The following is a 23356-nucleotide window of genomic DNA, read 5'->3' as shown; positions in this document are numbered from 1 at the left end:
TAGGTATGATTTATCTGATTTTTGCGATTCTTTTCAGCGCGTCCCTGGCGCTGGCGCTGCGGATCAGTGAGACGTTCAGCGATAACCGATATGGGATTTTGGTTGGAAATTATGTGACCTGCCTGGTGGTGGCATTTATTCTGCTTCCAGATAAAAATATCTTTGCGGCAGGCAGCCGGACGGCGGTTCTCACGGGAATCGTGAATGGATTTTTGTTTACAGGAAATCTGGTTCTGATGCAGAAATGCATCCGTGAAAATGGGGCAGTTCTGTCGTCGGCATTTGCGAAGCTTGGTATCGTGATTCCGGTCACGGCGAGTATCCTGTTTTTAGGTGAGATCCCGACGCTGTTCCAGCTGGTGGGAATTGTGCTGGTTATTGTGGCGATCTGGGTCATCAACAGCGAGGGGGACCGCGGCTGCGGACGCAGACGGAGGATGGGTTCGGCGGGACTTCTGCTCGTTTTATTTGTCGTCAGCGGTATGGCAGACGGGATGTCCAAGGTAACGGAGAGGATCGGCGAGAGACGGTTTGATGCGCTGTTTCTGTTCTATACGTTCCTGACCGCACTGGTTCTGACTGTGGTTCTGGCATTTCTCGAGCAGCAGAGAACCCGCCGCAAGATTGGAAAGATGGACTTTTTGAGTGGTGTGGCAGTCGGATTTCCAAACTATTTTTCAACCTCGCTGCTGCTGGCGAGTGTGTCGAGACTGCCGGCGTTTATCGTGTATCCGAGCTTTAGTGTCGGCACGATCCTAGTGGTCAGCTTTGTGAGCGTGCTGGTGCTCGGGGATCCAATCAGCCGGAGACAGATTGGGGGATGCGGGATTATTTTGGTGGCATTGGCGCTGCTGAATCTTTAGAATTTTCCGTTTCGGATGCTGCGCTCATAATAAAAGATATACTGTTGCATTACCCCTGCGTATCCTTTATAGCTTCCAAAAAAATCCTGGATAATAGTAGTGTACAGGCGGCTTTTTGGAAGGCGGCGGTAGCGGATGGGATGTTTGGGAAGGTATTCTTTGGTCAGGATCTGTTCGATCCAGGTATCGACGGGGAAGGCGTCGATGTGGTGGAGTCCGAAGAGGCAGACGCAGTTGGCGACCTTGGGACCGATGCCATAGAGGCTGGTAAGTGCGGTCATGGCTTCGTCCGGCGGCAGGGCTGCGAGGGATTCTAAGGATACGGTTCCGGCGAGGACATCCTGGATGAGGCGGTGGATGTATTTGGCGCGGTAGCCGAGTTTTAAGGCTAATAGGTCGTCCAGGCTGGCAGATGCCAGTTCTTCGGGCGAGGGAAAAGAATAGTAGGTGCGGATAGAACCGTCGGACAGGGCGGCGGTTCTCTTCGCACCGTATTTTTTTGCCAGGGTCTCGACGGCTTCGCGGATCTTTGGGATGGTTTTCTGCTGGGAGATCAGGAAGGTGATCATCATTTCCCAGAGATCCTGACGGAGAATCCGGATGCCGGAACCGGCGTCTGCCGCCGCCGCGAGGTAGGCATCGTCTGCGCGGATGGAGGCGATGAAAGAGCCGTAATCGGTGCCGAGATCGAAGTATTGTTTCCAAAAAGGAAGCGCTTCGTCCGGGCAGTCGAAGAAGAAACCGTCCGGCGTCCCGGAAATTTCCAGATAGTGCGTCCCGCTGATGAGTGACCAGATCCCCGGTTTTTCCGGAACCGGAAGCATACGGAAACATTGACCGGAGGCGGCGATCTGTGCGAGGTTCAGGTTCAGGCAGGAGATGATGTGGGAGTTGGGAAAATTGTGCTTTTCGATTGCAGGCAGGTTTGTTGTATGTGTGTTCATGGCAGGGCATCCTCTTTTTTTTAAATATTTTTTGCTTATATCAATGGAATATCAAGTTATAAAACCTTGAATCATAAAGTATCAAATCATGTAATTCTTATGAGACGTATCATAGCATAGAAGACCTTTGACTGCAAACGGTTACCTTTTATCAGAAAGAGAATTGCATCAGAATTGCATCAGAGCGTAAAAAAATCTTGCGAAAGACGCGCTACTTAGGTATGATGTATATATGTGCGCACTCGCGCGAAGAGGAATCATGTCGCAAGCAACCGCGCTCGGCGCGAGAATGTGCCAGAGCACATGCTTTGTTCTATGGCAGGAGGGGAGACGGATGTTTTTTATCGGTGGCATCAGTTCCGGCGTGAAGCCGCTGGAGTACCTGAAAACAGTGATCTGCGGGCGCTGCGGCGCTTATGGGCGGTATCAGGTGTACATGACCTATATGTATTTTAGTTTCTTTTTTATCCCGATTTTTAAATGGAACCGGCGCTTTTTCGTAGAAATGTCGTGCTGCGGTGCGGTCTATGAGCTGGATCCGGAGGTAGGAAAGAGGCTGCTTCGGGGCGAGGAGGTCGAGATCACGGAAAGCGATCTGACACTTCGGCAGGATGGAAATGGAAATCCGTGGACGGGAAGTGATGCATCACACCGTCATAAGGTCTGTCCGTCCTGTGGATTTGAGACGGATGAGGATTTTTCGTACTGTCCAAAGTGCGGCAAACCGCTGTAAGGCGGGGAAATACAGACGGATACCGCTAAAAGAGTGATGGCGGCTGTGGAAGCACGGGACGGTTACAAAAATTTGATACAGCGCAGATTTTGGCGCAAAAAAGAAAGAGAGGCAGACAATATGTTAGAAGCTGGTATCAAGGGAAGACAGGAAGTTATGGTTACGGATGAAAATTCCGCAGCAGCAGTGGGAAGCGGTCTGTTACCGGTGTTTGCAACTCCGGCGATGGTTGCACTGATGGAGAAAACCGCGTGGATGAGCGTGGCTCCGTACTTAAACGACGGTGAGGGAACCGTTGGTACAAAGCTGGAAATTGCCCATAATGCAGCGACCCCGGTCGGCATGCAGGTTTGGTGTGAGAGTGAGCTGGTAGAAGTAGACGGCAGACGTCTCGTATTTAAGGTAGAGGCATTTGACGCGAAAGGTTCCATCGGCGGCGGCACACATGAGCGTTTCATCATCAAAAATGAGAAATTCTTAGCAAAAGCACAGAGCAAGAAAGAAAACTAAAGGTTGCGAAGAGAGCACAGCCGGCTGAAAGCGCTGCGAGTATCGTATGCGGGATACTTTTGGCTGGCTGTTGTTTCGTGTAATAGGAAATTCCTTGAAATTTCTTATTACACAAAAAGGCACTAACGTGCCAATGATGCGCACTCGCGCGAAGCAGAAACATGTCGCAAGCGACCGCGCTCGGCGCGAGAATGTGCCAAGGCACATTCTTTTTCATTATAGAAGGGAATTAATTCGTTTGAAAATCACATATATTCATCACAGCTCGTTTTCAGTTGAGCTTGAAAATGCCGTGATTCTGTTTGATTATTTTAAGGGAACTCTCCCGGAGTTCCCGGCAGGGAAGCCCCTCTTTATCTTTGCGAGCCATTTCCATGCCGATCATTATGCTCCGGTAATCTTTCAGCTGGGAGAGAAACGGGAAAATGTTTTTTATATTCTCTCAAAAGAGATTGGGAAAAAGATACCAGAGGAATATCGTAAACGATATAAAGACAGGATACGGCTGGTAAAGGCAGGAGAAAGATTTTGCCTGAATATTTCTGAAGAAAGCCTTATCGTCGAGACGTTCCATTCCACCGACGAAGGCGTCGCCTTCTGGCTCTCCTGCGAAGGAAAGGAGATTTATCACGCCGGTGACTTAAATAACTGGTGGTGGGAAGGCGAAGATATGGCATGGAACCGGAATATGGCGGCTTCTTATAAACAGGAGATGAAAAAGCTTTCCGGGCGCACGGCGGATCTGGCATTTATCCCGGTCGATCCGAGGCAGGAGCAGTGGTTTTATCTGGGCGCTGCCGGTTTTATGGAGCAGGCGGACGCAAAATGGATTTTCCCGATGCATTTCTGGGAAGATTATACGATTATACCAAAATTAATCGAACATCCATCCAGTGAAGGCTGGCGGGATCGGATTGTAGAGATTCACAAGGAAGGAGAGGAGTTTATTCGATGAAATTTACATTTGCACACAACAATTTCAATGTCATCGATCTGGACAAGTCACTGAAATTTTATGAGGAAGCACTGGGACTTAAGGAGGTACGCCGCAAGGAGGCGGCAGACGGAAGCTTTATCCTTGTTTATCTGGGCGACGCCACGACCAGCTACCAGCTGGAGCTGACCTGGCTGCGCGACTGGGAGAAGGACTCCTACAACCTGGGCGACAATGAGTTCCATCTGGCATTTGAGACGGAAGACATGGAGGCGGCACATGCCAAACATAAGGAAATGGGATGCATCTGTTTTGAAAATCCGGCGATGGGTATTTATTTCATTAACGATCCGGATGGATACTGGCTGGAGATCGTGCCGGCGAAGAGGAGTTAAGGGCTGAGTTTGTCTGAAAAAATGTTTTGACGTGATTGTGAAGGTACTGAACAGTTACGTTTTAACATATGAGTTAAAAAGGGGTTAGAATGGTAAAAATAATTAAAAACGGAAGAGTCATCGATCCGGAGAGCAGATTCGACGGAAGGGCAGATTTGTGGATTGAAAATGGAAAAATCCAGAAAATCGTGAAAAAAGATACAAAATCAGAATCAGATGAGGCATCTGACGCACCGTTCATCCCGGCGGATGCCGAGGTGCTGGATGCAGAAGGGCTGATCGTCGCGCCGGGACTGGTGGATGTCCACGTGCATTTCCGCGATCCGGGTCTGACCTACAAGGAGGACATCGAGACGGGCGCGGCGGCTGCGAAGGCGGGCGGCTTTACGACGGTGGTCTGTATGGCAAACACGAAACCGGTTGCCGATACGCCGGAGATTGTCCGGTATATTCTGGAAAAGGGTGCGAAAACGGGAATCCACGTGGAAACCTGCGCGGCAGTCTCGAAGGGATTTCAAGGAAAAGAACTGACCGATATGGAGTCCCTCAAAGAGGCGGGTGCGATCGGATTTACGGATGACGGAATCCCGCTGATGAGCGAAAAATTGGTCAAAGAGGCGATGGAGACGGCGAAACGTCTCAATGTGCCGCTCAGCTTCCATGAGGAGGATCCGGCATTTATTTTCAACAACGGCATCAACCGCGGTCCGGTGTCCGAGCAGCTGGGAATCGGTGGTTCCCCGGCGCTGGCGGAGGATTCGATGGTGGCGCGCGACTGCATGATCGCGCTTCACACGGGCGCAGATGTGGATATCCAGCACATCAGTTCCCGTAATGCGGTGCAGATGGTCGGGCTGGCGAAAAAGCTGGGCGCGCATGTCTGGGCGGAGGTGACACCGCATCATTTTACACTGGACGAGACGGCGGTTCTGGAGTACGGAACACTGGCGAAAATGAATCCGCCGCTGCGGAGTGCTGCGGATCGCGAGGCGTTGATTGAAGCAATCAAGGACGGCACGATTGATATGATTGCGACGGATCATGCACCGCACAGCGCCGAGGAGAAGGAAAAACCGCTGACCGAGGCACCGAGCGGCATCATCGGGCTGGAAACCTCCCTGCCATTGGCGGTTACCAGGCTGGTAAAAGCTGGTCACATTGATTATCTGACTCTGTTTGAGAAAATGTGCCTGAATCCGGCGAAGCTGTACCGGATGAAGGAGGCGGGACGCATCCGCGAGGGCGGCGCGGCGGATCTGGTTCTTTTTGACGACCAGACACCATATACCGTAGAAAAATTCCATTCCAAGGCGTCTAACTCCCCGTTTGTGGGAGTGAAGCTCTATGGAAAGGTTCACTATACCATCTGCAGCGGTGAGACAGTATATCGGGCAGAATAGGAGGAAACGAAGCGATGAAGACAATGTTAAAACGCGGCGCAGGCGTACTGATGCCGATTTTCAGCCTGCCGTCGCCGTATGGAATCGGTACGTTCGGACGGGCGGCGTATGAGTTTATTGATCAGTTAAAACGCGGACGCCAGACGTACTGGCAGGTGCTTCCGATGGGACCGACCTGCTACGGGGACAGCCCGTACCAGTCCTACTCTGCATTTGCGGGAAATCCGTATTTTATTGATCTGGATACGCTGAAAGACGAGAAACTTCTGACCCAGGATGAGATAGACGCCTGCTGGTGGTGCGACAAGCAGGATCAGGTCAAATATGACGCGCTGTATTATTACCGTTTTCCGCTTCTGCGCAAGGCGTATGAGCGGAGCAGCCATAAGGAAAGTGAGGAATATCAGGCATTTCTGGAAGAAAATGAAGAATGGCTGGACGACTATGCGCTCTATATGGCAGTCAAGGGTAAATATGAAGGAAAAGGCTGGATGGACTGGGACGAGGACATCCGGTTCCGCCGTCCGGAGGCGCTTTCGGCATGCCGCGAAGAGCTGGCAGAAGAAATAAATTACTGGAAGTTCTTACAGTTTAAGTTTTTTGAACAGTGGAAAAAATTAAAACAGTATGCAAAAGAAAAAGAACTTCAGATCGTCGGTGATATTCCGATTTACGTGGCGCTCGACAGCGCGGATGTCTGGAGCCACCCGGAGCTGTTCCAGCTCGACGAGGAAAATCTGACGCCGCTCAAGGTATCGGGTGTGCCGCCGGATGCATTTTCAGAGGATGGACAGCTCTGGGGCAACCCGCTTTACGACTGGGAGAAAATGAAACAAACCGATTTCGCCTGGTGGCGAAGCCGGATGAAAGCGTCCGCGAAGCTCTACGATGCGGTGCGGATCGACCATTTCATCGGCGTGGTGCAGTATTATGCAATCCCGTATGGCGCTGTGACTGCGAAAGACGGCGAGTGGGAGAAAGGTCCGGGCAAAAAGCTGACCGACGCACTTGACGAGGCGGCAGGCGAGACGAAGATCATCGCGGAGGATCTTGGTGTCTTCTGTCAGGAGGTCAAGGATCTGCTGGCAGAGACGGGCTATCCGGGCATGAAGATCATTGAGTTTGCGTTCAGTGGCGACCGTTTCAACGAGCATCTGCCGCACTGCTATGACCCGAACTCCGTAGTCTACGGTGGAACGCACGACAATGAGACGCTGGCGGGGTATTTCAAACCGGAAAAACGTCAGTGGTGGGAGCTTCAGTACATTGCCGATTACCTCGGTGCAGCACACCAGAGTGAGGTGGTAGACCGCGTGTTCCGCGCGGCATACGGTTCAGTCGCGAGCGTTGCCATTTTCCAGATGCAGGATGTGTTGAAGCTCGATAACTGGGCGCGCATGAATACGCCGGGAACCCTCGGGGAAAACTGGCGCTGGCGTCTGGTTCCGGGGCAGTTTACGGATGAGCGGGCAGATTATTTGTCCTGGCTGGTGGATACGTTCGGAAGATTTTAGTTTTTGGCGTATTTAAATGCGAAGCCACGGCAAATTCCGTTACTGGGCACGTATGCGTGAACAGTAACTTGGTTTTTGTCGGATGGGAATAAAAACCCGTAAAATGCTTGCAAATTCGGGAAAAACCTGTAAAATATACATGGATTGCACCCGCCCGGGGCAAAGATGCACCTGGGGAGTATGAACGATTTGAACAGTATGAAAGGAAATTGCCATGATTAGTACAAGCAATGTAACACTGCGAGTAGGAAAGAAGGCGTTATTTGAGGACGTAAGCATTAAATTTATTGAGGGAAACTGCTACGGACTCATCGGTGCCAACGGTGCCGGAAAGTCTACCTTTTTACGAATCCTGTCCGGACAGCTGGAACCGACCAATGGTGAGGTTATCATCACACCGGGACAGAGACTTTCATTCTTACAGCAGGATCACTTTAAATATGACGCATATCCGGTACTTGATACCGTTATTATGGGAAATGCGAGACTCTACGAGATCATGAAAGAGAAGGAAGCTATCTACATGAAGGAAGACTTCTCCGAGGAGGACGGCGTCAAGGCTGCCGAGCTGGAGGGCGAGTTCGCCACGATGAACGGCTGGGAGGCAGAGTCCGACGCGGCGAACCTTTTAAATGGTCTGGGAATCGAGACGGATCTCCACTACAAACAGATGGCAGATCTGACCGGTGCCCAGAAGGTCAAAGTTCTTCTGGCACAGGCACTGTTCGGAAACCCGGACATCCTGCTTCTCGACGAGCCGACAAACCACTTGGATCTCGATGCGATCGCATGGCTCGAGGAGTTCTTGATCAACTTTGAGAATACGGTTATCGTGGTATCCCATGACCGTTACTTCTTAAATAAAGTCTGCACCCAGATCGCAGATATCGACTATGGCAAGATTCAGCTCTATGCCGGAAACTACGATTTCTGGTACGAGTCCAGCCAGCTGATGATCAAGCAGATGAAGGAAGCCAACAAGAAGAAGGAAGAGAAGATCAAGGAGCTGCAGGAGTTCATCCAGCGATTTTCTGCCAATGCTTCCAAGTCTAAGCAGGCAACCTCCAGAAAACGTGCTCTGGAGAAGATTGAGTTAGATGAGATCAAACCGTCCAGCCGTAAGTACCCGTATATCGACTTCCGTCCGGAACGTGAGATCGGTAATGAGGTATTAAGCGTAGAGAACCTGTCTAAGACTATCGATGGTGTGAAGGTTCTTGATAATATTTCCTTCATTCTCGGACGCGAGGACAAGGTAGCATTTGTAGGACCGAACGAGCAGGCAAAGACCGTTCTCTTCAAGATTCTTTCCGGCGAGATGGAGCCGGATGAGGGATCCTATAAATGGGGTCTGACCACCAGTCAGGCATATTTCCCGAAGGACAATTCGAAAGAGTTCGATAACGACGACACGATCGTAGACTGGCTGACCCAGTACTCTCCGGTTAAGGATGTGACCTATGTCCGCGGATTCTTAGGACGTATGCTGTTTGCCGGTGAGGACGGCGTGAAGAAGGTCCGCGTTCTTTCTGGTGGTGAGAAGGTGCGCTGCATGCTTTCTAAGATGATGATCTCCGGTTCCAATGTCCTGATTCTGGACGAGCCGACCGACCATCTGGATATGGAGTCCATTACCGCTCTGAACAACGGTATGATCAAGTTCCCGGGCGTGCTGTTATTCTCCTCCCGTGACCACCAGATCGTTGAGACGACCGCAAACCGTATCATGGAAATCGTAAACGGCAAGCTGATCGATAAGATTACTACTTACGATGAGTATCTGGCAAACGATGAGATGGCGAGAAAACGTCAGGTATTTACTGTTACGGATAGTGAGGAAGAGGACGACTAAGAGCTGGAATCAAAGTGATTTAGGATAATAAGCGAGAATCCTCGGTTATTCAATTGCCGAGATGAAAGCACAAAAGTCTGAAAGATAAAAGACAGCCCCAGACGCTGCATGTGAGCGATGCCTGGAGCTGTCTTTTGCACATCTATGGTGTCAATGTCCCGTTTTTGGCGTGATCAATCCTTCTTATGGCGTGATTCCAGATAAACCAGGTAATTGATGTATTCGATCAACTGCTTTTTCGTGGAAGTCTGGAATGATGAGATACGCCCATTGACCTCTCCATAGGTGACATTTTTAAGAAATGGTTTCGCCATTTCGGGCGGATTCTTCGGGTAGGAGGTTCGACCGAGAATATAATCGGCGCTGACCTGGTAATAATCCGCCAGTTTTATCAGATGCCGAAGAGGCAGATCCGTCCGGTTTGTTTCATAGCGGGAATAGATTTGCTGAGTTGTACCCAGCAGACTGGAAATTTCCGCCTGCGTTTTTCCTTTGTCCTCCCGTAAATCACGGAGCCGGTCACCAGCAGCAATCATTTAAAGCACCTCCCGCATACATCAAATATTTGTGAAAACAATCTATCATACAAGTATGCGCAGAACTAAAAGATACAATTAACTGGTGTAGAAACAGTAAAAAATACATTTATAAAAATGTAAACAAAAAAGAATATCCGCTCTATGGAATAAAACGGCAGCCGGGTTTTTGTTTTACTGTTTACAGTCTGCCCGAATTGGTTTAAAATAAAAGGAAATAGGCAATTCTGCTTTGAATGAAAACGGGCAGAATTGTGGATAAGAAACAGAAAGCGAGGACAATTTTCATGAGTCAGAAGCCAGTTCTGGTGATCATGGCGGCTGGTATGGGCAGCCGGTACGGCGGCTTGAAGCAGATTGATCCGGTCGATCGGGAAGGAGATCTGATCATCGATTTTTCGATCTTCGACGCAGTCGAGGCTGGATTCGAAAAGGTCGTATTTATTATCAAGAAATCGATTGAGAAAGAGTTTAAGGAACATATCGGAAACCGCATGGAAAAGCACGTGCAGGTGGAGTATGTGTATCAGGAAAATGACCGCCTTCCGGATGGATTTGAGGTTCCAGAGGGACGCGTCAAACCGTGGGGAACCGGTCATGCGATTCTCTGCTGCAGCGAGGTGATCGACGGACCGTTTGCGGTGATCAACGCGGATGATTACTATGGAAAATCGGCATTCAAGGCGATCTATGATCGTCTGGCATCCTGCGGTGATGATGACAAATATCAGTATGCGATGGTTGCCTATCATCTCTACAACACATTGACGGAAAATGGGCATGTGGCGCGCGGCGTCTGTACGGTGGATGCGGATGGACATCTGGCAGATATCCACGAGAGAACGCGCATCGAGAAGCACGGCGATCAGGCGGAATATACCGAGGATGACGGCGCAACCTGGGAGCAGCTGGGGGAGGATACGCTTGTATCGATGAACCTCTGGGGCTTTACTTCCAGCATCTTAAAGGAGTTAAAGGCGCGTTTTGTTCCATTTTTGGAGAAAAATCTGTCGGTAAATCCACTCAAATGTGAGTATTTCCTCCCGTTTGTGGTGGATGAACTTCTGAAAGAGGGGAAAGCCGAGGTGACCGTATTAAAGAGCGTGGACCGCTGGTACGGCGTGACCTACAAGGAAGATAAGAAGATGGTGACAGACGCGATCCAGGGGATGAAGGACGGCGGTCTGTATCCGAAAAAACTTTGGGAAGAGTAAGAATGAAGAGATAGGTATTAGGAAGGAAAAATGGGTATGAGCAAGTTGATGAAAAGCCTGCCGTTTCGGCTGGTGCTGGGTGTAGCGATCGGTATTATTGCCGGTCTTATAGCAAATGAAAGTTTTATGAATCTCGTTGTGACGTTGAATTATATTTTTGGGCAGATTATTTCGTTCTGTGTACCGCTGATCGTCATCGGCTTTATTGCCCCGTCGATCACGAAGCTTGGAAAGAATGCCTCCAGATTGCTTGGAGTAGCGCTGATTCTGGCGTATACATCGTCTCTTGGCGCGGCGCTGTTTTCGATGGCAGCCGGATATACGCTGATTCCGCATATGTCGATTCAGTCGGCAGTCGATGGACTGCGCAGCCTGCCGGAGGTTGTCTTTAAACTGGACATTCCGCCGATCATGGGCGTCATGAGTGCGCTGGTATTTTCCGTTATGATTGGTCTGGCAGCGACCTGGACCAAGGCGGTGACGGTAACGAAACTCTTAGACGAGTTCCAGAAGATCGTTCTGGAGATTGTACAGAAGATTGTCATTCCGATTCTTCCGGTTTACATCGCATTTACGTTCTGTTCCCTGGCATATGAGGGAACTATCACAAAACAGGCTCCGATCTTCATTTCGGTTATCCTGATTGTTATGGCAGGCCACTATATCTGGATGGCGCTGTTGTATACACTGGCAGGTATTTACTCTGGCCGTGACCCGAGAGGCGTTATCAAGCATTATGGTCCGGCATATCTGACGGCAGTCGGTACGATGTCTTCTGCGGCGACCCTGGCAGTGGCGCTCAGCTGTGCCAAAAAGGCAGAGCCGCTTCGTGACGATATGGTTGATTTCGGTATTCCGCTGTTTGCGAATATCCATCTGTGCGGTTCGGTTCTGACCGAGGTATTCTTTGTCATGACGGTATCCAAGATTTTGTACGGCGCCCTCCCGGATATGATGACGATGGTTCTGTTCTGTGTTCTTTTAGGTGTATTTGCCGTAGGTGCACCGGGTGTTCCGGGCGGTACGGTTATGGCGTCTCTGGGACTGATCACCGGTGTCCTCGGTTTCGATGCGACCGGAACGGCGCTAATGCTGACGATCTTTGCGCTTCAGGACAGTTTTGGTACTGCCTGCAACGTAACGGGCGATGGCGCGCTGACCCTGATGCTGACGGGATATGTGGAGAAACATGGGATTAAACATCAGGATTTACACGTAGATTTATAAAAATGAGAGAGGTGGGGCAGGCAGCAGCCGCCCCGAAACAGGTCTGTGAATGCGCCGCTGGCTCTTCGCACTATCGTTGTCCGCTTGCTTTCACTACACTTGTTCGTCTGTGTCGGACTTGCGTCCGCCCCATTCGGACAAGCGTGTTCAAGATGCGTACAACTGATAGGCGAAAGCCTGCTCTGCATCCACAGACCAGTTTCGGAGCGTCTGCCACCTGCCTGCTGTCTTTTTATGTATCGGAAAAACCTTATTTGATAAAAAGGAGAGATAGAATGAAAAAAATGATTTCCTGGAACGTAAACGGCTTGCGGGCGTGTGTGGGAAAGGGATTTCTGGATGTATTTCATGAGCTGGATGCGGATATTTTCTGTATTCAGGAGAGCAAGCTGCAGGAAGGGCAGATTGATCTGGAGCTTCCGGGGTATTATCAGTATTGGAGCTATGCGGAGAAGAAGGGATATTCGGGAACAGCGTTGTTTTCGAAGGAGGAGCCGCTTAGCGTGAGCTACGGTCTGGGTATTGAGGAGCACGATCATGAAGGGCGCGTCATTACGGCGGAGTACCCGGATTATTATGTGGTGACCTGCTATACGCCGAACTCCCAGAATGAGTTGGCGAGACTTCCGTACCGGATGCAGTGGGAGGATGATTTCCGCCAGTTTTTGAAGAAGCTGGAGGAGAAAAAGCCGGTCATTTTCTGTGGGGATCTGAATGTGGCACACACGGAGATTGACCTGAAAAATCCAAAGACGAACCGGAAAAATGCCGGATTTACGGATGAGGAGAGAAGCAAGTTTACGGAGCTTCTGGACTCTGGATATATCGACACGTACCGCTATTTTTACCCGGATAAAGAGGGCGTTTATTCCTGGTGGTCGTACCGGTTTAAGGCGCGCGAGAAGAATGCTGGGTGGCGGATTGATTATTTCTGTGTTTCCAAGAGCCTGAAGGACCGGCTGGCGGGCACACAGATTCATACGGAGATACTGGGTTCGGATCACTGCCCGGTAGAATTACAGATAAAGGATCGGGATGAGGCATGAATTTACTGACAGCAGAACATCTGAAAAAATCATATACGGAACGGCTGCTTTTTGATGACGTGGCATTTTCCATCGGTGAAGGTGATAAGATTGGTCTCATCGGCATCAACGGAACCGGAAAATCTACTCTTCTAAAGATTGTAGCCGGTCTGGAAGAGCCGGATGAGGGTACGGTAGTAAAGGGACGAAATCTCTATATCCGTTATCTGCCTCAGAATCCGGAGTTTGAAGCGGGACGGACCGTCTTAGACTGCGTGATCCGGGAAAATATGGCGCATGAGCACGCCTGGGATCTCGAGGGCGATGCGAAATCCATGCTGAATAAGCTTGGAATCACCGATTATAGTGCCAAGGTGGAGACACTTTCGGGCGGACAGAGAAAGCGCGTTGCCCTCGCAGCGGTGCTGTTATCGACGGCGGATCTGTTGATTTTAGACGAGCCGACGAACCATCTGGACAGTGCGATGGCGGACTGGCTGGAAGAGTACCTGAAAAAATTCCGCGGCGCGCTTCTGATGATCACGCACGACCGGTATTTCCTTGATAACGTGACGAACCGCATCGTCGAACTGGACAAGGGAAAGCTGTACAGTTATCAGTCCGGCTATGAGGGCTATCTGGAATTAAAGGCAGAGCGCGAGGCGATGGCGGTGAGCTCGGAGCAGAAACGCCAGAATATCCTGCGGACGGAGCTGGCGTGGATCCGACGCGGCGCACAGGCACGCAGCACGAAGCAGAAAGGGCGTATTCAGCGCTTCGAGGCGTTGAGTGCGGTGGAAGCGCCGAAAGTAGATGGAAATGTGGAGATGAGCTCGATTTCCAGCCGTCTCGGACGAACCACGGTCGAGGCACACCATCTTCATAAGGCGTATGGTGACCGCCTCCTGATCGATGATTTTTCCTATATCTTCTTGAAGGATGACCGCATCGGCATCATCGGACCGAACGGCAGCGGCAAATCGACGCTGATGAAGATGATTACCGGCTGGGTGAAACCGGATTCGGGCGAGGCGATCATCGGCCAGACCGTAAAAATGGGTTATTTTTCACAGGAAAACGAAGATATGGATCAGTCGATGCGCGTGATCGACTACATTAAAAATGTGGCAGAGTACGTGCGGACGGCGGACGGGCTGGTATCGGCATTCCAGATGTTGGAACGGTTCCTGTTCCCGTCCCATATGCAGTACACGCTGATCGGCAAGCTATCGGGCGGCGAGCGGCGCAGACTCTATCTGCTCCATATCCTGATGGGCGCGCCAAACGTCCTTCTGCTCGACGAGCCGACCAACGACCTGGATATCGGCACGCTGACGATTCTGGAGGATTATCTTGATCATTTCCAGGGGATCGTGATTACGGTATCGCATGACCGGTATTTCCTTGACCGCGTAGTGCGCCGGATCTTCGCCTTTGAGGGCGGCGGCGCGATTCGTCAGTATGAGGGTGGCTATACCGACTATCAGGCAGCCTGCGGGGAACGCATAGCGGCAGAGATGGAGGAATCCGGTCAGGAACACGGCAGAGGCCAGAAGACCGGAGGCGCTTCTGGTGCGGGAACGTCAGATGCAGCGGAGACGGCAAAGGATAAAAACCGCGGTCGCCAGCGCGAGAAAAAGCTCAAATTCAGCTATATGGAGCAGAAAGAGTGGGAGACGATCGAGGATGATATCGCGGCGCTGGAAGAGGCAATCGCGGATCTGGAGCAGCAGATGCAGGACTCTGCCCGCGATTATACGGCTCTGAACGGCATCATAAAGGAAAAAGAGGAAAAAGAAGCTCTTTTGGAAGAAAAGATGGACCGCTGGATGTATCTGAACGATCTGGCGGAAAAAATAGAAGCGCAGGCAGCTGCTCACAAGTAGGCACTTTTGGAACCGAAAGTGCCGTATGAAAACGTGGAGGTGGCGGATTTTGCCGATTTGGAATGCGAAGCATCGGCAAAATCCTGTTACAGTCTGCATATGTGTGGACTGTAACAGGCGCAGGCGGCTGCTCACAAATAGGCACTTTTGGAACCGAAAGTGCCGTATGAAAACGTGGAGGGGATACAGGTGAAAGCAGAAAAAATCGTGAGACAGAAGATAAGAACCCCTGATTTTACACCGGGAATCAAGCGGACAGAGACGGGAATGCACTTGTGCGTCGAGGCACCGGGGACATTCTGCCATCTGGCAATTTATGAGACAGGTAAAAAACAGGGTGTTCGGATCCCATTTTCCCCGGAAGAACGGGTGGGGGATCTCTGGATGATGGAGCTTGCGGGCGATGATTTTTCGGGACTGGAATACACGATCGAGACTGAGCAGGGGGAGCTGCCGGATCCGTGCGGGCGCATCTATACAGGACATGAGCGCTGGGGCGATCTAAAAGCGGCGCTCCGTCCGGTGCGCTGCCGTTTCCCGGAAGAAACGTATGACTGGGAAATGGATCAGCCGCTGAAACATCCGTATGATGAGACGATCCTGTACCGGCTGCATGTGCGCGGATTTACCCGTCATACTTCTTCCGGCACCGGGGAGCGGGGAACGTTCCGTGCGCTGACGGAGAAAATTCCCTATTTAAAGGAATTGGGTATCACAGCAGTTGAATTAATGATGCCGAATGAATTTCAGGAAGTGATGATGGAGGATGGGGCAGACGGGAATCCGTATGCGACTGGGACACCGACCGGACGGCTCAATTACTGGGGCTATGGGGCGGGATACCTGTTTGCGCCGAAAGCTTCGTACACATCCGGGAAAGAGAAAGAACCGGAGCGGGAATTTAAGGATCTGGTGAAAGAATTTCATAAAAATGATATTGAAGTGCTGGTTGAGCTTTATTTTACCGGCGAGGAGAGCGCGGCACTGGCGCAGGAGGCGGTTCGTTTCTGGGTTTACGAGTATCATGTGGATGGCGTGCACCTGTCCGGGTTTGCGCCGGCCGAACTGCTGGCGTCGGATCCGCTGTTAGCTGATACGAAGCTATTAGCTGGTTCCTGGGATGGCGTGCGTGTGCCAAAAACGGCAGCGGCACCGAAGCTGCGGGAGCGCCGCTGGCATCTGGGCGAGTACAATGAAGGATTTTTGATCGATATGCGCCGGGTATTAAAGGGCGATGAGGATCAGGTCGGCCGTCTCATTTACCAGACACGCCGGAATCCGGACGCGTATGGCGTGATCAACTATATGGCGGCGACAAATGGCTTTACGATGATGGATATGGTTTCCTGTGAGCAGAAGCACAACGAAGCGAACGGGGAGAATAACCGGGACGGAAGCGATTATAATTATACGTGGAACTGTGGCGTCGAGGGCACGACGCGGAAAAAGAAGATTGTGCAGATGCGGAAAAAACAGCTCCGCAACGCATTTTTGCTGCTCTTTCTGAGCCAGGGAACGCCGATGTTTTTAGCGGGCGATGAGTTCGGCAATTCCCAGAACGGCAACAATAATGCTTACTGTCAGGACAATGAGATTTCCTGGCTCAACTGGCATCAGCTGGAGACAAACCGGGATATTTACGAATTTGTAAAATATATGATAGCGTTCCGCAAAGCGCATCCAGTGTTCCATCTGCCGGTGGAGCCGAAAAATATTGATTACCTCGTCTGCGGACACCCGGATGTTTCCTACCACGGCGTCAAAACATGGTGCCCGGAGTTTGAAAACTTCCGCCGCCAGCTCGGCATTCTCTACTGCGGCGAGTACGGGCGAAGAGCGGACGGCACCAGCGATGACTATTTCTTTGTCGCCTACAATATGCACTGGGAGCCGCATGAATTTGATCTTCCGAAACTTCCGAAGGGAATGCAGTGGACTCTGTGCATCAACACAGACGACGCAGACAATAACGGAATCTGTCCGCCAGAAAGCCTGGAGGCAGGGCAGGAGCCGCAGGAAGAGCTTCGCCAGTATATGGTTCCGCCGCGGAGTATTCTGGTATTTCGCGGCTTTAAGCCAATTTCCGGTCCGGCATCCGAAAAGGATGGCAAAAAAGCTGGGAAAGTGGTAAAATCGGTAAAACGGCAGAATGTCAGAAAAGAACCGGCAAAGGAAGCGGAGACTGTGGTTGCGGCAGCGCGCGAACTGTAAGAACGGAATTGAAAGAGGATAAAGCAAGTTGAAAAAGAAACTTTTTAGAGGGCTGGCAGCCGCCCTGTGTGCTGCCATGATGGCAGGGAGCGCGGCGCTTCCGGCATATGCGGCGGGTCCGTCACGGGAGTCGGTTCCCTATGCGGATTCCTATGCCTCCTATCAGTGGGCTTTTTTAAATACAGGTGAACTGCGTCTGGTGCCGAGCCATACGGCGGCAGTGGATGCAGCGATTGGGGCGATTACCGGCAGCCCGGCGCTCTCAGCAGATGGAACGGTCCGTTCTCTGGAAGGAATCGATATGAATATTGTCCCGGCATGGAAGAAATATGACGCGAAAAGTGGAAAACGTCAGGTGATTGTGGCGCTGATTGATACAGGGGTTGACATAACTCACCCGGAGCTTAGCGGTTCGATCTGGACGAATACGGGGGAAATTCCGGGCGATGGCATTGACAATGACGGAAATGGTTATATCGATGACGTTTACGGCTGGAATTTCTATGATAATAATGCCCAGGTATTTACCGGGACGGATGACAATCATGGTACCCACTCGGCGGGCACGATCGCGGCGGCGAGAAATGGAGTCGGAACGGTTGGAATCTGCGATCCGGCGTATGTGAAGATCATGGTGATCAAGACGCTTGGAACATCGTCCGGTGTCGGAACCGTCAGCAACGTGGTTAAGGCGATCCGGTATGCGCAGGCGAATGGCGCGTCGATCTGCAATCTGAGCTTTGGCACGATGAAATATAGCGAGGAGCTGTATCAGGCGATCAAGGATTCGGGGATGCTGTTTATTGTAGCGGCTGGAAACGGCGACGCCTCCGGCAATGGCTACAGCATCGATGAGCAGCCGATGTACCCGGCAAGCTTTGAACTGGACAATATCATTTCCGTGGCAAACCTGCGCTTTGACGGTCAGCTCGACCGTGCGTCCAATTACGGGGTGAGAAGCGTGGATCTGGCAGCGCCGGGCAATTATATCCTGAGCACGATCACGGGCAATGACTATGCCTACATGAGCGGCACATCGATGGCGGCGCCGATGGTGACCGGAACGGCGGCAATGCTGTACTCCTGCGATGCGTCCCTGTCGCTTATGGATGTGAGAAACCGTATTCTGCAGTCGGCGCGGCCGCTTGAGAGTCTGTCCGGCAAGGTGGCAACCGGAGGTATGCTGGATGCCGGGGCGGCAATGCCGTAGATGGGAAGTTACTGTTCGCAGGTAGGCACTTTTGGAACCGAAAGTGCCGTAAGAAAACGTGGTGGCAGCAGGAATTTGCCGTATTTAAATGCGAAGCCACGGCAAATTCCGTTACTGGGCACGTATGCGTGAACAGTAACGATGGGAAAAACGAAAAGAAAGATTGTTAAAAAAATATTGAAATTCTTGTTTGTATATGATACCATGAACGGGTGAGATAATTGCCCCGCAGATTCATATGTTTATATGTATGAAGACGGAGTAATTACCATGATTTCTTCGGGGCAGGGCGAAATTCCCTACCGGCGGTATAGTCCGCGAACCGCGATGGCGGCCGATTCGGTGAGATTCCGAAACCGACAGTATAGTCTGGATGAGAGAAGAGGCAGGAGTCAGAGAGTGTACCGCTTGAGCGTAAGCAGGCTGGTGTACATCGGCTAAGTTGCGATTTATTATCCCAGGTCCCGAACAACCTGGGATTTTTTAGTTTTACAAATGCAGCTAGTCCGGCACTTGATTCATACTCCTCCTTCGGAGAAATGAGTTTTAAAACCGAAAGGAGATTTAAGATGAAGACAGGAAAATGGAGTATTCAAAAATTGATTTATACGGCGATGCTGGCAGCGGTTGCTGGCGTGCTGATGTCATTGGAATTTTCGGTTCCGATGATGCCGCCGTTTTATAAGGTGGATTTCAGTGATGTACCGTCTGTGATTGCCGTGTTTCTGATGGGACCGGTATCCGGTATCTGTGTAGAAGTCATCAAGCTGTTAATCAAGCTGATTACTGTCGGAACTAACACGATGTACGTCGGTGAGCTGGCCAACCTGATTGCGGCGTTCCTGTTCGTATGGCCGCTGTGGTTCCTCTATCAGAAGCTGGGCGCTAACCGTAAGGCAGCTGTAGAAGCACTTCTGCTCAGTATCGTGATCCGCACCGCGTGTGCATGCTTTATCAATGCGAACATTACGCTTCCGTTATATGCGAAAGCGATGAGCCTGCCGCTGGATGAAGTGATCCGCATGGTAGCGTCGGTCAACCCGGCGATCAAAGACCTGAATGGATTTATCATCCTGGCGACGATCCCATTCAACGTATTGAAAGTGGGACTCAACTATATCGTTGGACAGCTTTTGTTTGTACGCCTGCGTGCGGCGAAGATTGTGCCGAAAGCAGTATAAAATGAAATAAGAGGAATGGTTTGACGGATTTGGCTGTTTGCTGTGAAACGGCAGAACCATTTCATAGAAAGGATTGTCGGGAAACCGCTGGGAAAGCTGCCTGGGGGAAGAATCCCGGACAATCCTTTTTTGTTTGATGGAACGTGCAAAGACATATCTGTTTTTATAAGAGGAGGAGATACTATGATACGTAACTATAGAGATTTGACAAGATGGGAAATGGAGCAGGTGGACCGTGAGAACACGATTGTCCTGATTCCGCTCGGGGCGCTGGAACAGCACGGCAATCAGGCACCACTGGGAACGGATGATATTATCGCGGAGGCGATGAGTCAGGAGATCAAAAAGGCACTGGAGGCAGAGGGGGAAGAAGACTTCCCGATGCTGCTGTTTCCGGTGATTCCGGTGGGCTTAAGTACAGAGCATAAGAATTTCTGCGGTTCGGTCACAGTCCGGCCGGACACTTACTATCATCTCTTATATGATATATGCGTCAGCCTGGCGCATCACGGTTTTAAGAAGCTGGCTTTTTTGGTATGCCATGGTGGGAATGCGCCGATTGCGCAGGTTTTAAGCCGGGAACTTCGGAGTGAGCTGGGGATTGCACCGTTTATCCTTTCATCGGGGGCATTTGGTCATCCGGATGTAAAAGCAACGATTTCAAAGGGGAATATCTGGGATTTCCACGGTGGAGAGATGGAGACATCGATGGTAATGGCGGTCGATGAGAGTCTTGTGAAGCTGGAACTTTCGGAAGCGGGAGAGCCGACGGCGTTTGAGAAGACCCGCGCCCTGAAGCCATACGGTCCGGTTTCGATCGGCTGGGTGTCGGAGGACTGGAAAACAAAAGACGGATCGCCGATTGGAATTGGAGGAGATCCGTCTGGTGCAAGCGCCGAGAAGGGGCGAATTATATTAGAGACGAGTGCGCGGGAACTGGTCCCGGGGCTGTTAGATATCCGGGATTGGAATGAATAGGAATCAAACTTAAAAATGGGGTGTCTATGTCATCCGAATACCAGTGTTATTTACCAGATTCCCAGCGTCCGGATGCACCGCATGGTAATACCAGTCCGGTGCGGGTAACCGGAAGTCCCAGCTCGTCCGATTTCACTGTGCCGCCGTGGGTGGAGGCAACTTCGGTTGAGAGCATATAGGTCAGGACGGACGGCGCCAGCCCGGTGGTGTAGGAGTTGATGAGGAAGAAGAGCGGGTTGTCCGATAACAGTTTCGTACAGAGCTGCACGAACGGGTAAATCGAAGTTTCGATCTTCCAGATCTCGCCTTTCGGTCCGCGGCCGTAGGACGGCGGGTCCATGATGATTCCGTCGTAATGGTTGCCGCGGCGGATCTCACGCTCAACAAATTTCACACAGTCATCGACGATCCAGCGGATGGGTGCATTTTCCAGCCCGGAGGAACGGGAGTTTTCCTTCGCCCAGGCTACCATGCCCTTGGAGGCGTCCACATGGGTCACGCTGGCGCCGGCTGCGGCTGCCGCCAGGGTAGCGCCGCCTGTGTAGGCAAAGAGGTTTAAAACCTTGATTGGGCGTCCGGCATTGCGGATGCGGTCACCGAACCAGTCCCAGTTTGCCGCCTGTTCCGGGAAGAGACCTGTGTGCTTGAAGCTGAACGGTTTTAAGTTAAAGGTCAGTTCTTTGTAATGGATCGACCACTGCTCCGGCAGGTCGAAAAATTCCCATTCGCCGCCGCCCTTGGAGCTTCTGTGGTAGTGTCCGTTCATCTTTTTCCAGCCGCGGTGTGTCTTGGGGGTGTTCCAGATAACCTGCGGGTCCGGGCGAACCAGAAGATAGTCGCCCCACCGCTCCAGTTTCTCTCCTTCGGAGCAGTCAATCACTTCATAATCGTTCCATCCATCTGCAATCCACATAAAATTTTATCCTTTCAAAAAAATGAGGCGCAAACCCCGGAAAAGGGTATCTGCCGCCTTTATAATCGGTGTTATCCATAAGCCATTTCTAACCAAAACGCAGTCTGTCTGACCGGAAAAAACGGTTCAGTTGAAATGCATACCTAATTATATCGGTCATTGATTGGCGTGTCAAACCTTTTGAACGGCTTCCTGCCAAAAAAGTAAATAAATTGAAAGATAAATCTCCTTGAAGATTCCTACATCTCCTGTTAAAATGTATATTAGGTAAATGATAGATTGCACGTATCTGGAACAAAACAAGGCGTTATAAGCATCTGATGCAGTCTCCACACGACGGGAAGTGTGCGAATGCGCAGCAGGTGGGAGAATAGACGTTATCAATCGTGAACTGGGAGGGCTTGTATATGAAGAAACAGAAACTGGCAGTCTGCGTCCTTTCCGCAGCGCTGATGATAGGGGCGGCGACCCTGACATCTTACGCGGCAGAAGGCTGGCAGCAGTCTGGAAACAGCTGGATATATGTGGACAACAATGGTAATAAGGTGACGAATACCTGGAAGAAGGGCGCAGACAATCTCTGGCGCTATCTCGATTCCCAGGGCAACATCGCGTCGAACTGCTGGGTGGACGACGAATACTTTGTCGAGAGTACCGGCATCATGGCGACTGACAAGTGGCTGAAACTGCCGAAGCGCAATCCGGCATGGAACGAGACTTCCGCTACGACGGTCTGGTACTATTTCTCCACCAGCGGAAAGATGGTATCCGACGGCTGGTCCAAGATCGGCGGCAAGTACTATTACTTCGACGGTGATGGAGCGATGCAGACGGGCTGGGTGGATGATGACACCTACTACACGAATGCAGATGGTGTCATGCAGATCGGCTGGGCATATCTGGAAGATCCGGATGATACCAAAAAGGACGATGATGAAGTGAAACCCGGCGACGATGATGAGGATCATCATTGGTACTACTTTCAGAGTTCAGGAAAGAAATATGTGCCTTCTTTAGGCGGCGCTAAATATAAACAGTATAAGATTGACGGAACCTACTACTGCTTCGACGAAAACGGAGCGATGCAGACCGGCTGGGTCGATATGGGAAATTCCTCTGGATTTGCAAATTACCGTTATTATCAGAGCAACGGTCAGGTACAGACTGGCTGGCTCTCCACGACTCCGCCGGAGGATGATGATTACAATCTGGATCTCGGCAGCGATGTACAGTGGTATTATTTTTCAAGCAACGGCGAGCCGAAGGTGGGTCCGAAGATTTCTGACGCTTCGACGAGCAACCTGGTTCGCATCAACAATATTACCTACTTATTTAATGAGAAGGGCAACCCGGTCTATGGTCTGAGACGTCTGGAGGTAGGAACGAGCGGTCAGTATGCCTGCTATTTCTTCGGCGCGGACAAGGCGACCAGCTCAGTCGTAAAAGGCAAGGGAAATGTAGTAGAGGGCGACGGAACGACCGGACAGTTCTATTTCGCTGACAGCGGCAACAAGGCTGGACGCGGCTACTCAGGTGTGGAGGATGGATTCCTGTACTACATGGGTAAGCTTCAGAAGGCAGACAGCGGTACCAAGTATGAAGTCATTGAAGTCAATGACAAAAACTATCTGGTAACGACGAGCGGCAAGGTAGTGAAATCCAGCACCGTGAAGGATGCGAACGGCACAAAGTTTAAGACAAGCTCTGCGGGTGTTGTCACAGAGGTGGACGGCACAAGCGACGATGGCAGCGACGAGGCTAGAACCCCGGTGGAACCGACGTATTGGGAGGATTAATTAAAAAAGCTGGGAGTCTTCTCGACTGAGATAA

The 23356-nt window shown here is 51.0% G+C and carries 20 protein-coding genes and 1 riboswitch; of the genes, 17 read left to right on the top strand and 3 right to left on the bottom strand.

The window, feature by feature from the left end:
• Positions 1–5 precede the first annotated feature (5 nt).
• Positions 6–863, top strand: coding sequence for an EamA family transporter (locus DWZ76_RS01465; RefSeq protein ID WP_107000806.1), 858 nt, complete (start codon positions 6–8; stop codon positions 861–863).
• Here DWZ76_RS01465 and DWZ76_RS01460 read toward each other — a convergent pair.
• Positions 860–1807 carry a DNA glycosylase gene (locus tag DWZ76_RS01460; RefSeq protein ID WP_118471556.1) on the bottom strand — a complete coding sequence of 316 codons (948 nt, stop codon included), beginning with the start codon at positions 1805–1807 and terminating at the stop codon, positions 860–862. The two genes, DWZ76_RS01465 and DWZ76_RS01460, sit on opposite strands and share 4 nt — an antisense overlap.
• Positions 1808–2141: 334 nt before the next feature.
• Between DWZ76_RS01460 and DWZ76_RS01455 the strand changes: the two genes are divergently transcribed.
• The 7 genes from DWZ76_RS01455 to DWZ76_RS01425 all read left to right on the top strand — a co-directional run bounded on the left by DWZ76_RS01455 (position 2142) and on the right by DWZ76_RS01425 (position 9145).
• Positions 2142–2540: a zinc ribbon domain-containing protein gene (locus tag DWZ76_RS01455; RefSeq protein WP_022360594.1), complete on the top strand. Its 399-nt coding sequence runs from the start codon at positions 2142–2144 to the stop codon at positions 2538–2540.
• 120 nt (positions 2541–2660) lie between these two features.
• Entirely contained in the window at positions 2661–3050 is a 390-nt protein-coding gene (locus DWZ76_RS01450) for a thioesterase family protein (protein ID WP_022360593.1), read from the top strand.
• Between the two features lie 238 nt (positions 3051–3288).
• The gene (locus DWZ76_RS01445) at positions 3289–4005 is read left to right on the top strand and encodes an MBL fold metallo-hydrolase (RefSeq protein WP_107000804.1); all 717 of its coding nucleotides are present in this window, start codon (positions 3289–3291) and stop codon (positions 4003–4005) included.
• A complete protein-coding gene (locus DWZ76_RS01440) occupies positions 4002–4379 on the top strand; it encodes a VOC family protein (RefSeq protein WP_107000803.1) in 378 nt (125 codons plus the stop codon). Before DWZ76_RS01445 ends, DWZ76_RS01440 begins: the two co-directional genes overlap by 4 nt.
• Positions 4380–4468: 89 nt before the next feature.
• Complete coding sequence (locus DWZ76_RS01435) at positions 4469–5779, top strand: dihydroorotase (protein WP_107000802.1); 1311 nt, start codon at positions 4469–4471, stop codon at positions 5777–5779.
• Between the two features lie 14 nt (positions 5780–5793).
• Positions 5794–7293 carry a 4-alpha-glucanotransferase gene (malQ, locus tag DWZ76_RS01430; RefSeq protein WP_118471554.1) on the top strand — a complete coding sequence of 500 codons (1500 nt, stop codon included), beginning with the start codon at positions 5794–5796 and terminating at the stop codon, positions 7291–7293.
• A gap of 214 nt (positions 7294–7507) precedes the next feature.
• Positions 7508–9145, top strand: coding sequence for an ATP-binding cassette domain-containing protein (locus DWZ76_RS01425; RefSeq protein ID WP_022360588.1), 1638 nt, complete (start codon positions 7508–7510; stop codon positions 9143–9145).
• Between the two features lie 173 nt (positions 9146–9318).
• Here the strand turns inward: DWZ76_RS01425 and DWZ76_RS01420 are convergent, their stop codons facing one another.
• Entirely contained in the window at positions 9319–9681 is a 363-nt protein-coding gene (locus DWZ76_RS01420) for a helix-turn-helix transcriptional regulator (protein WP_022360587.1), read from the bottom strand.
• A gap of 287 nt (positions 9682–9968) precedes the next feature.
• Here DWZ76_RS01420 and DWZ76_RS01415 point away from each other — a divergent pair, with 287 nt between their 5' ends.
• The 8 genes from DWZ76_RS01415 (at position 9969) to DWZ76_RS01380 (ending at position 20613) form a co-directional block, all read left to right on the top strand.
• A complete protein-coding gene (locus DWZ76_RS01415; protein WP_107001017.1) occupies positions 9969–10895 on the top strand; it encodes a sugar phosphate nucleotidyltransferase in 927 nt (308 codons plus the stop codon).
• A gap of 36 nt (positions 10896–10931) precedes the next feature.
• Complete coding sequence (locus DWZ76_RS01410) at positions 10932–12122, top strand: dicarboxylate/amino acid:cation symporter (protein WP_117796583.1); 1191 nt, start codon at positions 10932–10934, stop codon at positions 12120–12122.
• A 275-nt stretch (positions 12123–12397) separates the two neighbouring features.
• Positions 12398–13168: an exodeoxyribonuclease III gene (locus DWZ76_RS01405; protein WP_118471552.1), complete on the top strand. Its 771-nt coding sequence runs from the start codon at positions 12398–12400 to the stop codon at positions 13166–13168.
• Entirely contained in the window at positions 13165–15033 is a 1869-nt protein-coding gene (locus DWZ76_RS01400; RefSeq protein WP_118471550.1) for an ABC-F family ATP-binding cassette domain-containing protein, read from the top strand. Before DWZ76_RS01405 ends, DWZ76_RS01400 begins: the two co-directional genes overlap by 4 nt.
• Before the next feature lie 189 nt (positions 15034–15222).
• Complete coding sequence (locus tag DWZ76_RS01395; protein WP_243017748.1) at positions 15223–17244, top strand: alpha amylase C-terminal domain-containing protein; 2022 nt, start codon at positions 15223–15225, stop codon at positions 17242–17244.
• 28 nt (positions 17245–17272) lie between these two features.
• Positions 17273–18454 carry a S8 family peptidase gene (locus tag DWZ76_RS01390; RefSeq protein ID WP_243017747.1) on the top strand — a complete coding sequence of 394 codons (1182 nt, stop codon included), beginning with the start codon at positions 17273–17275 and terminating at the stop codon, positions 18452–18454.
• 271 nt (positions 18455–18725) lie between these two features.
• Positions 18726–18843: riboswitch (FMN riboswitch) on the top strand.
• Between the two features lie 180 nt (positions 18844–19023).
• A complete protein-coding gene (locus DWZ76_RS01385; RefSeq protein WP_022360580.1) occupies positions 19024–19635 on the top strand; it encodes an ECF transporter S component in 612 nt (203 codons plus the stop codon).
• A 183-nt stretch (positions 19636–19818) separates the two neighbouring features.
• Complete coding sequence (locus DWZ76_RS01380) at positions 19819–20613, top strand: creatininase family protein (RefSeq protein WP_107000797.1); 795 nt, start codon at positions 19819–19821, stop codon at positions 20611–20613.
• 46 nt (positions 20614–20659) lie between these two features.
• Here DWZ76_RS01380 and DWZ76_RS01375 read toward each other — a convergent pair whose 3' ends face one another.
• The gene (locus DWZ76_RS01375; protein WP_117796499.1) at positions 20660–21526 is read right to left on the bottom strand and encodes a class I SAM-dependent methyltransferase; all 867 of its coding nucleotides are present in this window, start codon (positions 21524–21526) and stop codon (positions 20660–20662) included.
• Between the two features lie 407 nt (positions 21527–21933).
• Here DWZ76_RS01375 and DWZ76_RS01370 point away from each other — a divergent pair, with 407 nt between their 5' ends.
• On the top strand, positions 21934–23322 hold the full coding sequence (locus tag DWZ76_RS01370) for a cell wall-binding protein (RefSeq protein WP_118471548.1): 1389 nt from the start codon (positions 21934–21936) through the stop codon (positions 23320–23322).
• Positions 23323–23356: the final 34 nt, after the last annotated feature.

Source organism: Clostridium sp. AF35-15 (genome assembly GCF_003477745.1).
GTDB classification, from domain to species: Bacteria; Bacillota; Clostridia; order Lachnospirales; family Lachnospiraceae; genus Otoolea; species Otoolea fessa.
Note: the sequence above shows the minus strand (reverse complement) of the source record. Positions and strands in the feature narration are given on the sequence as shown.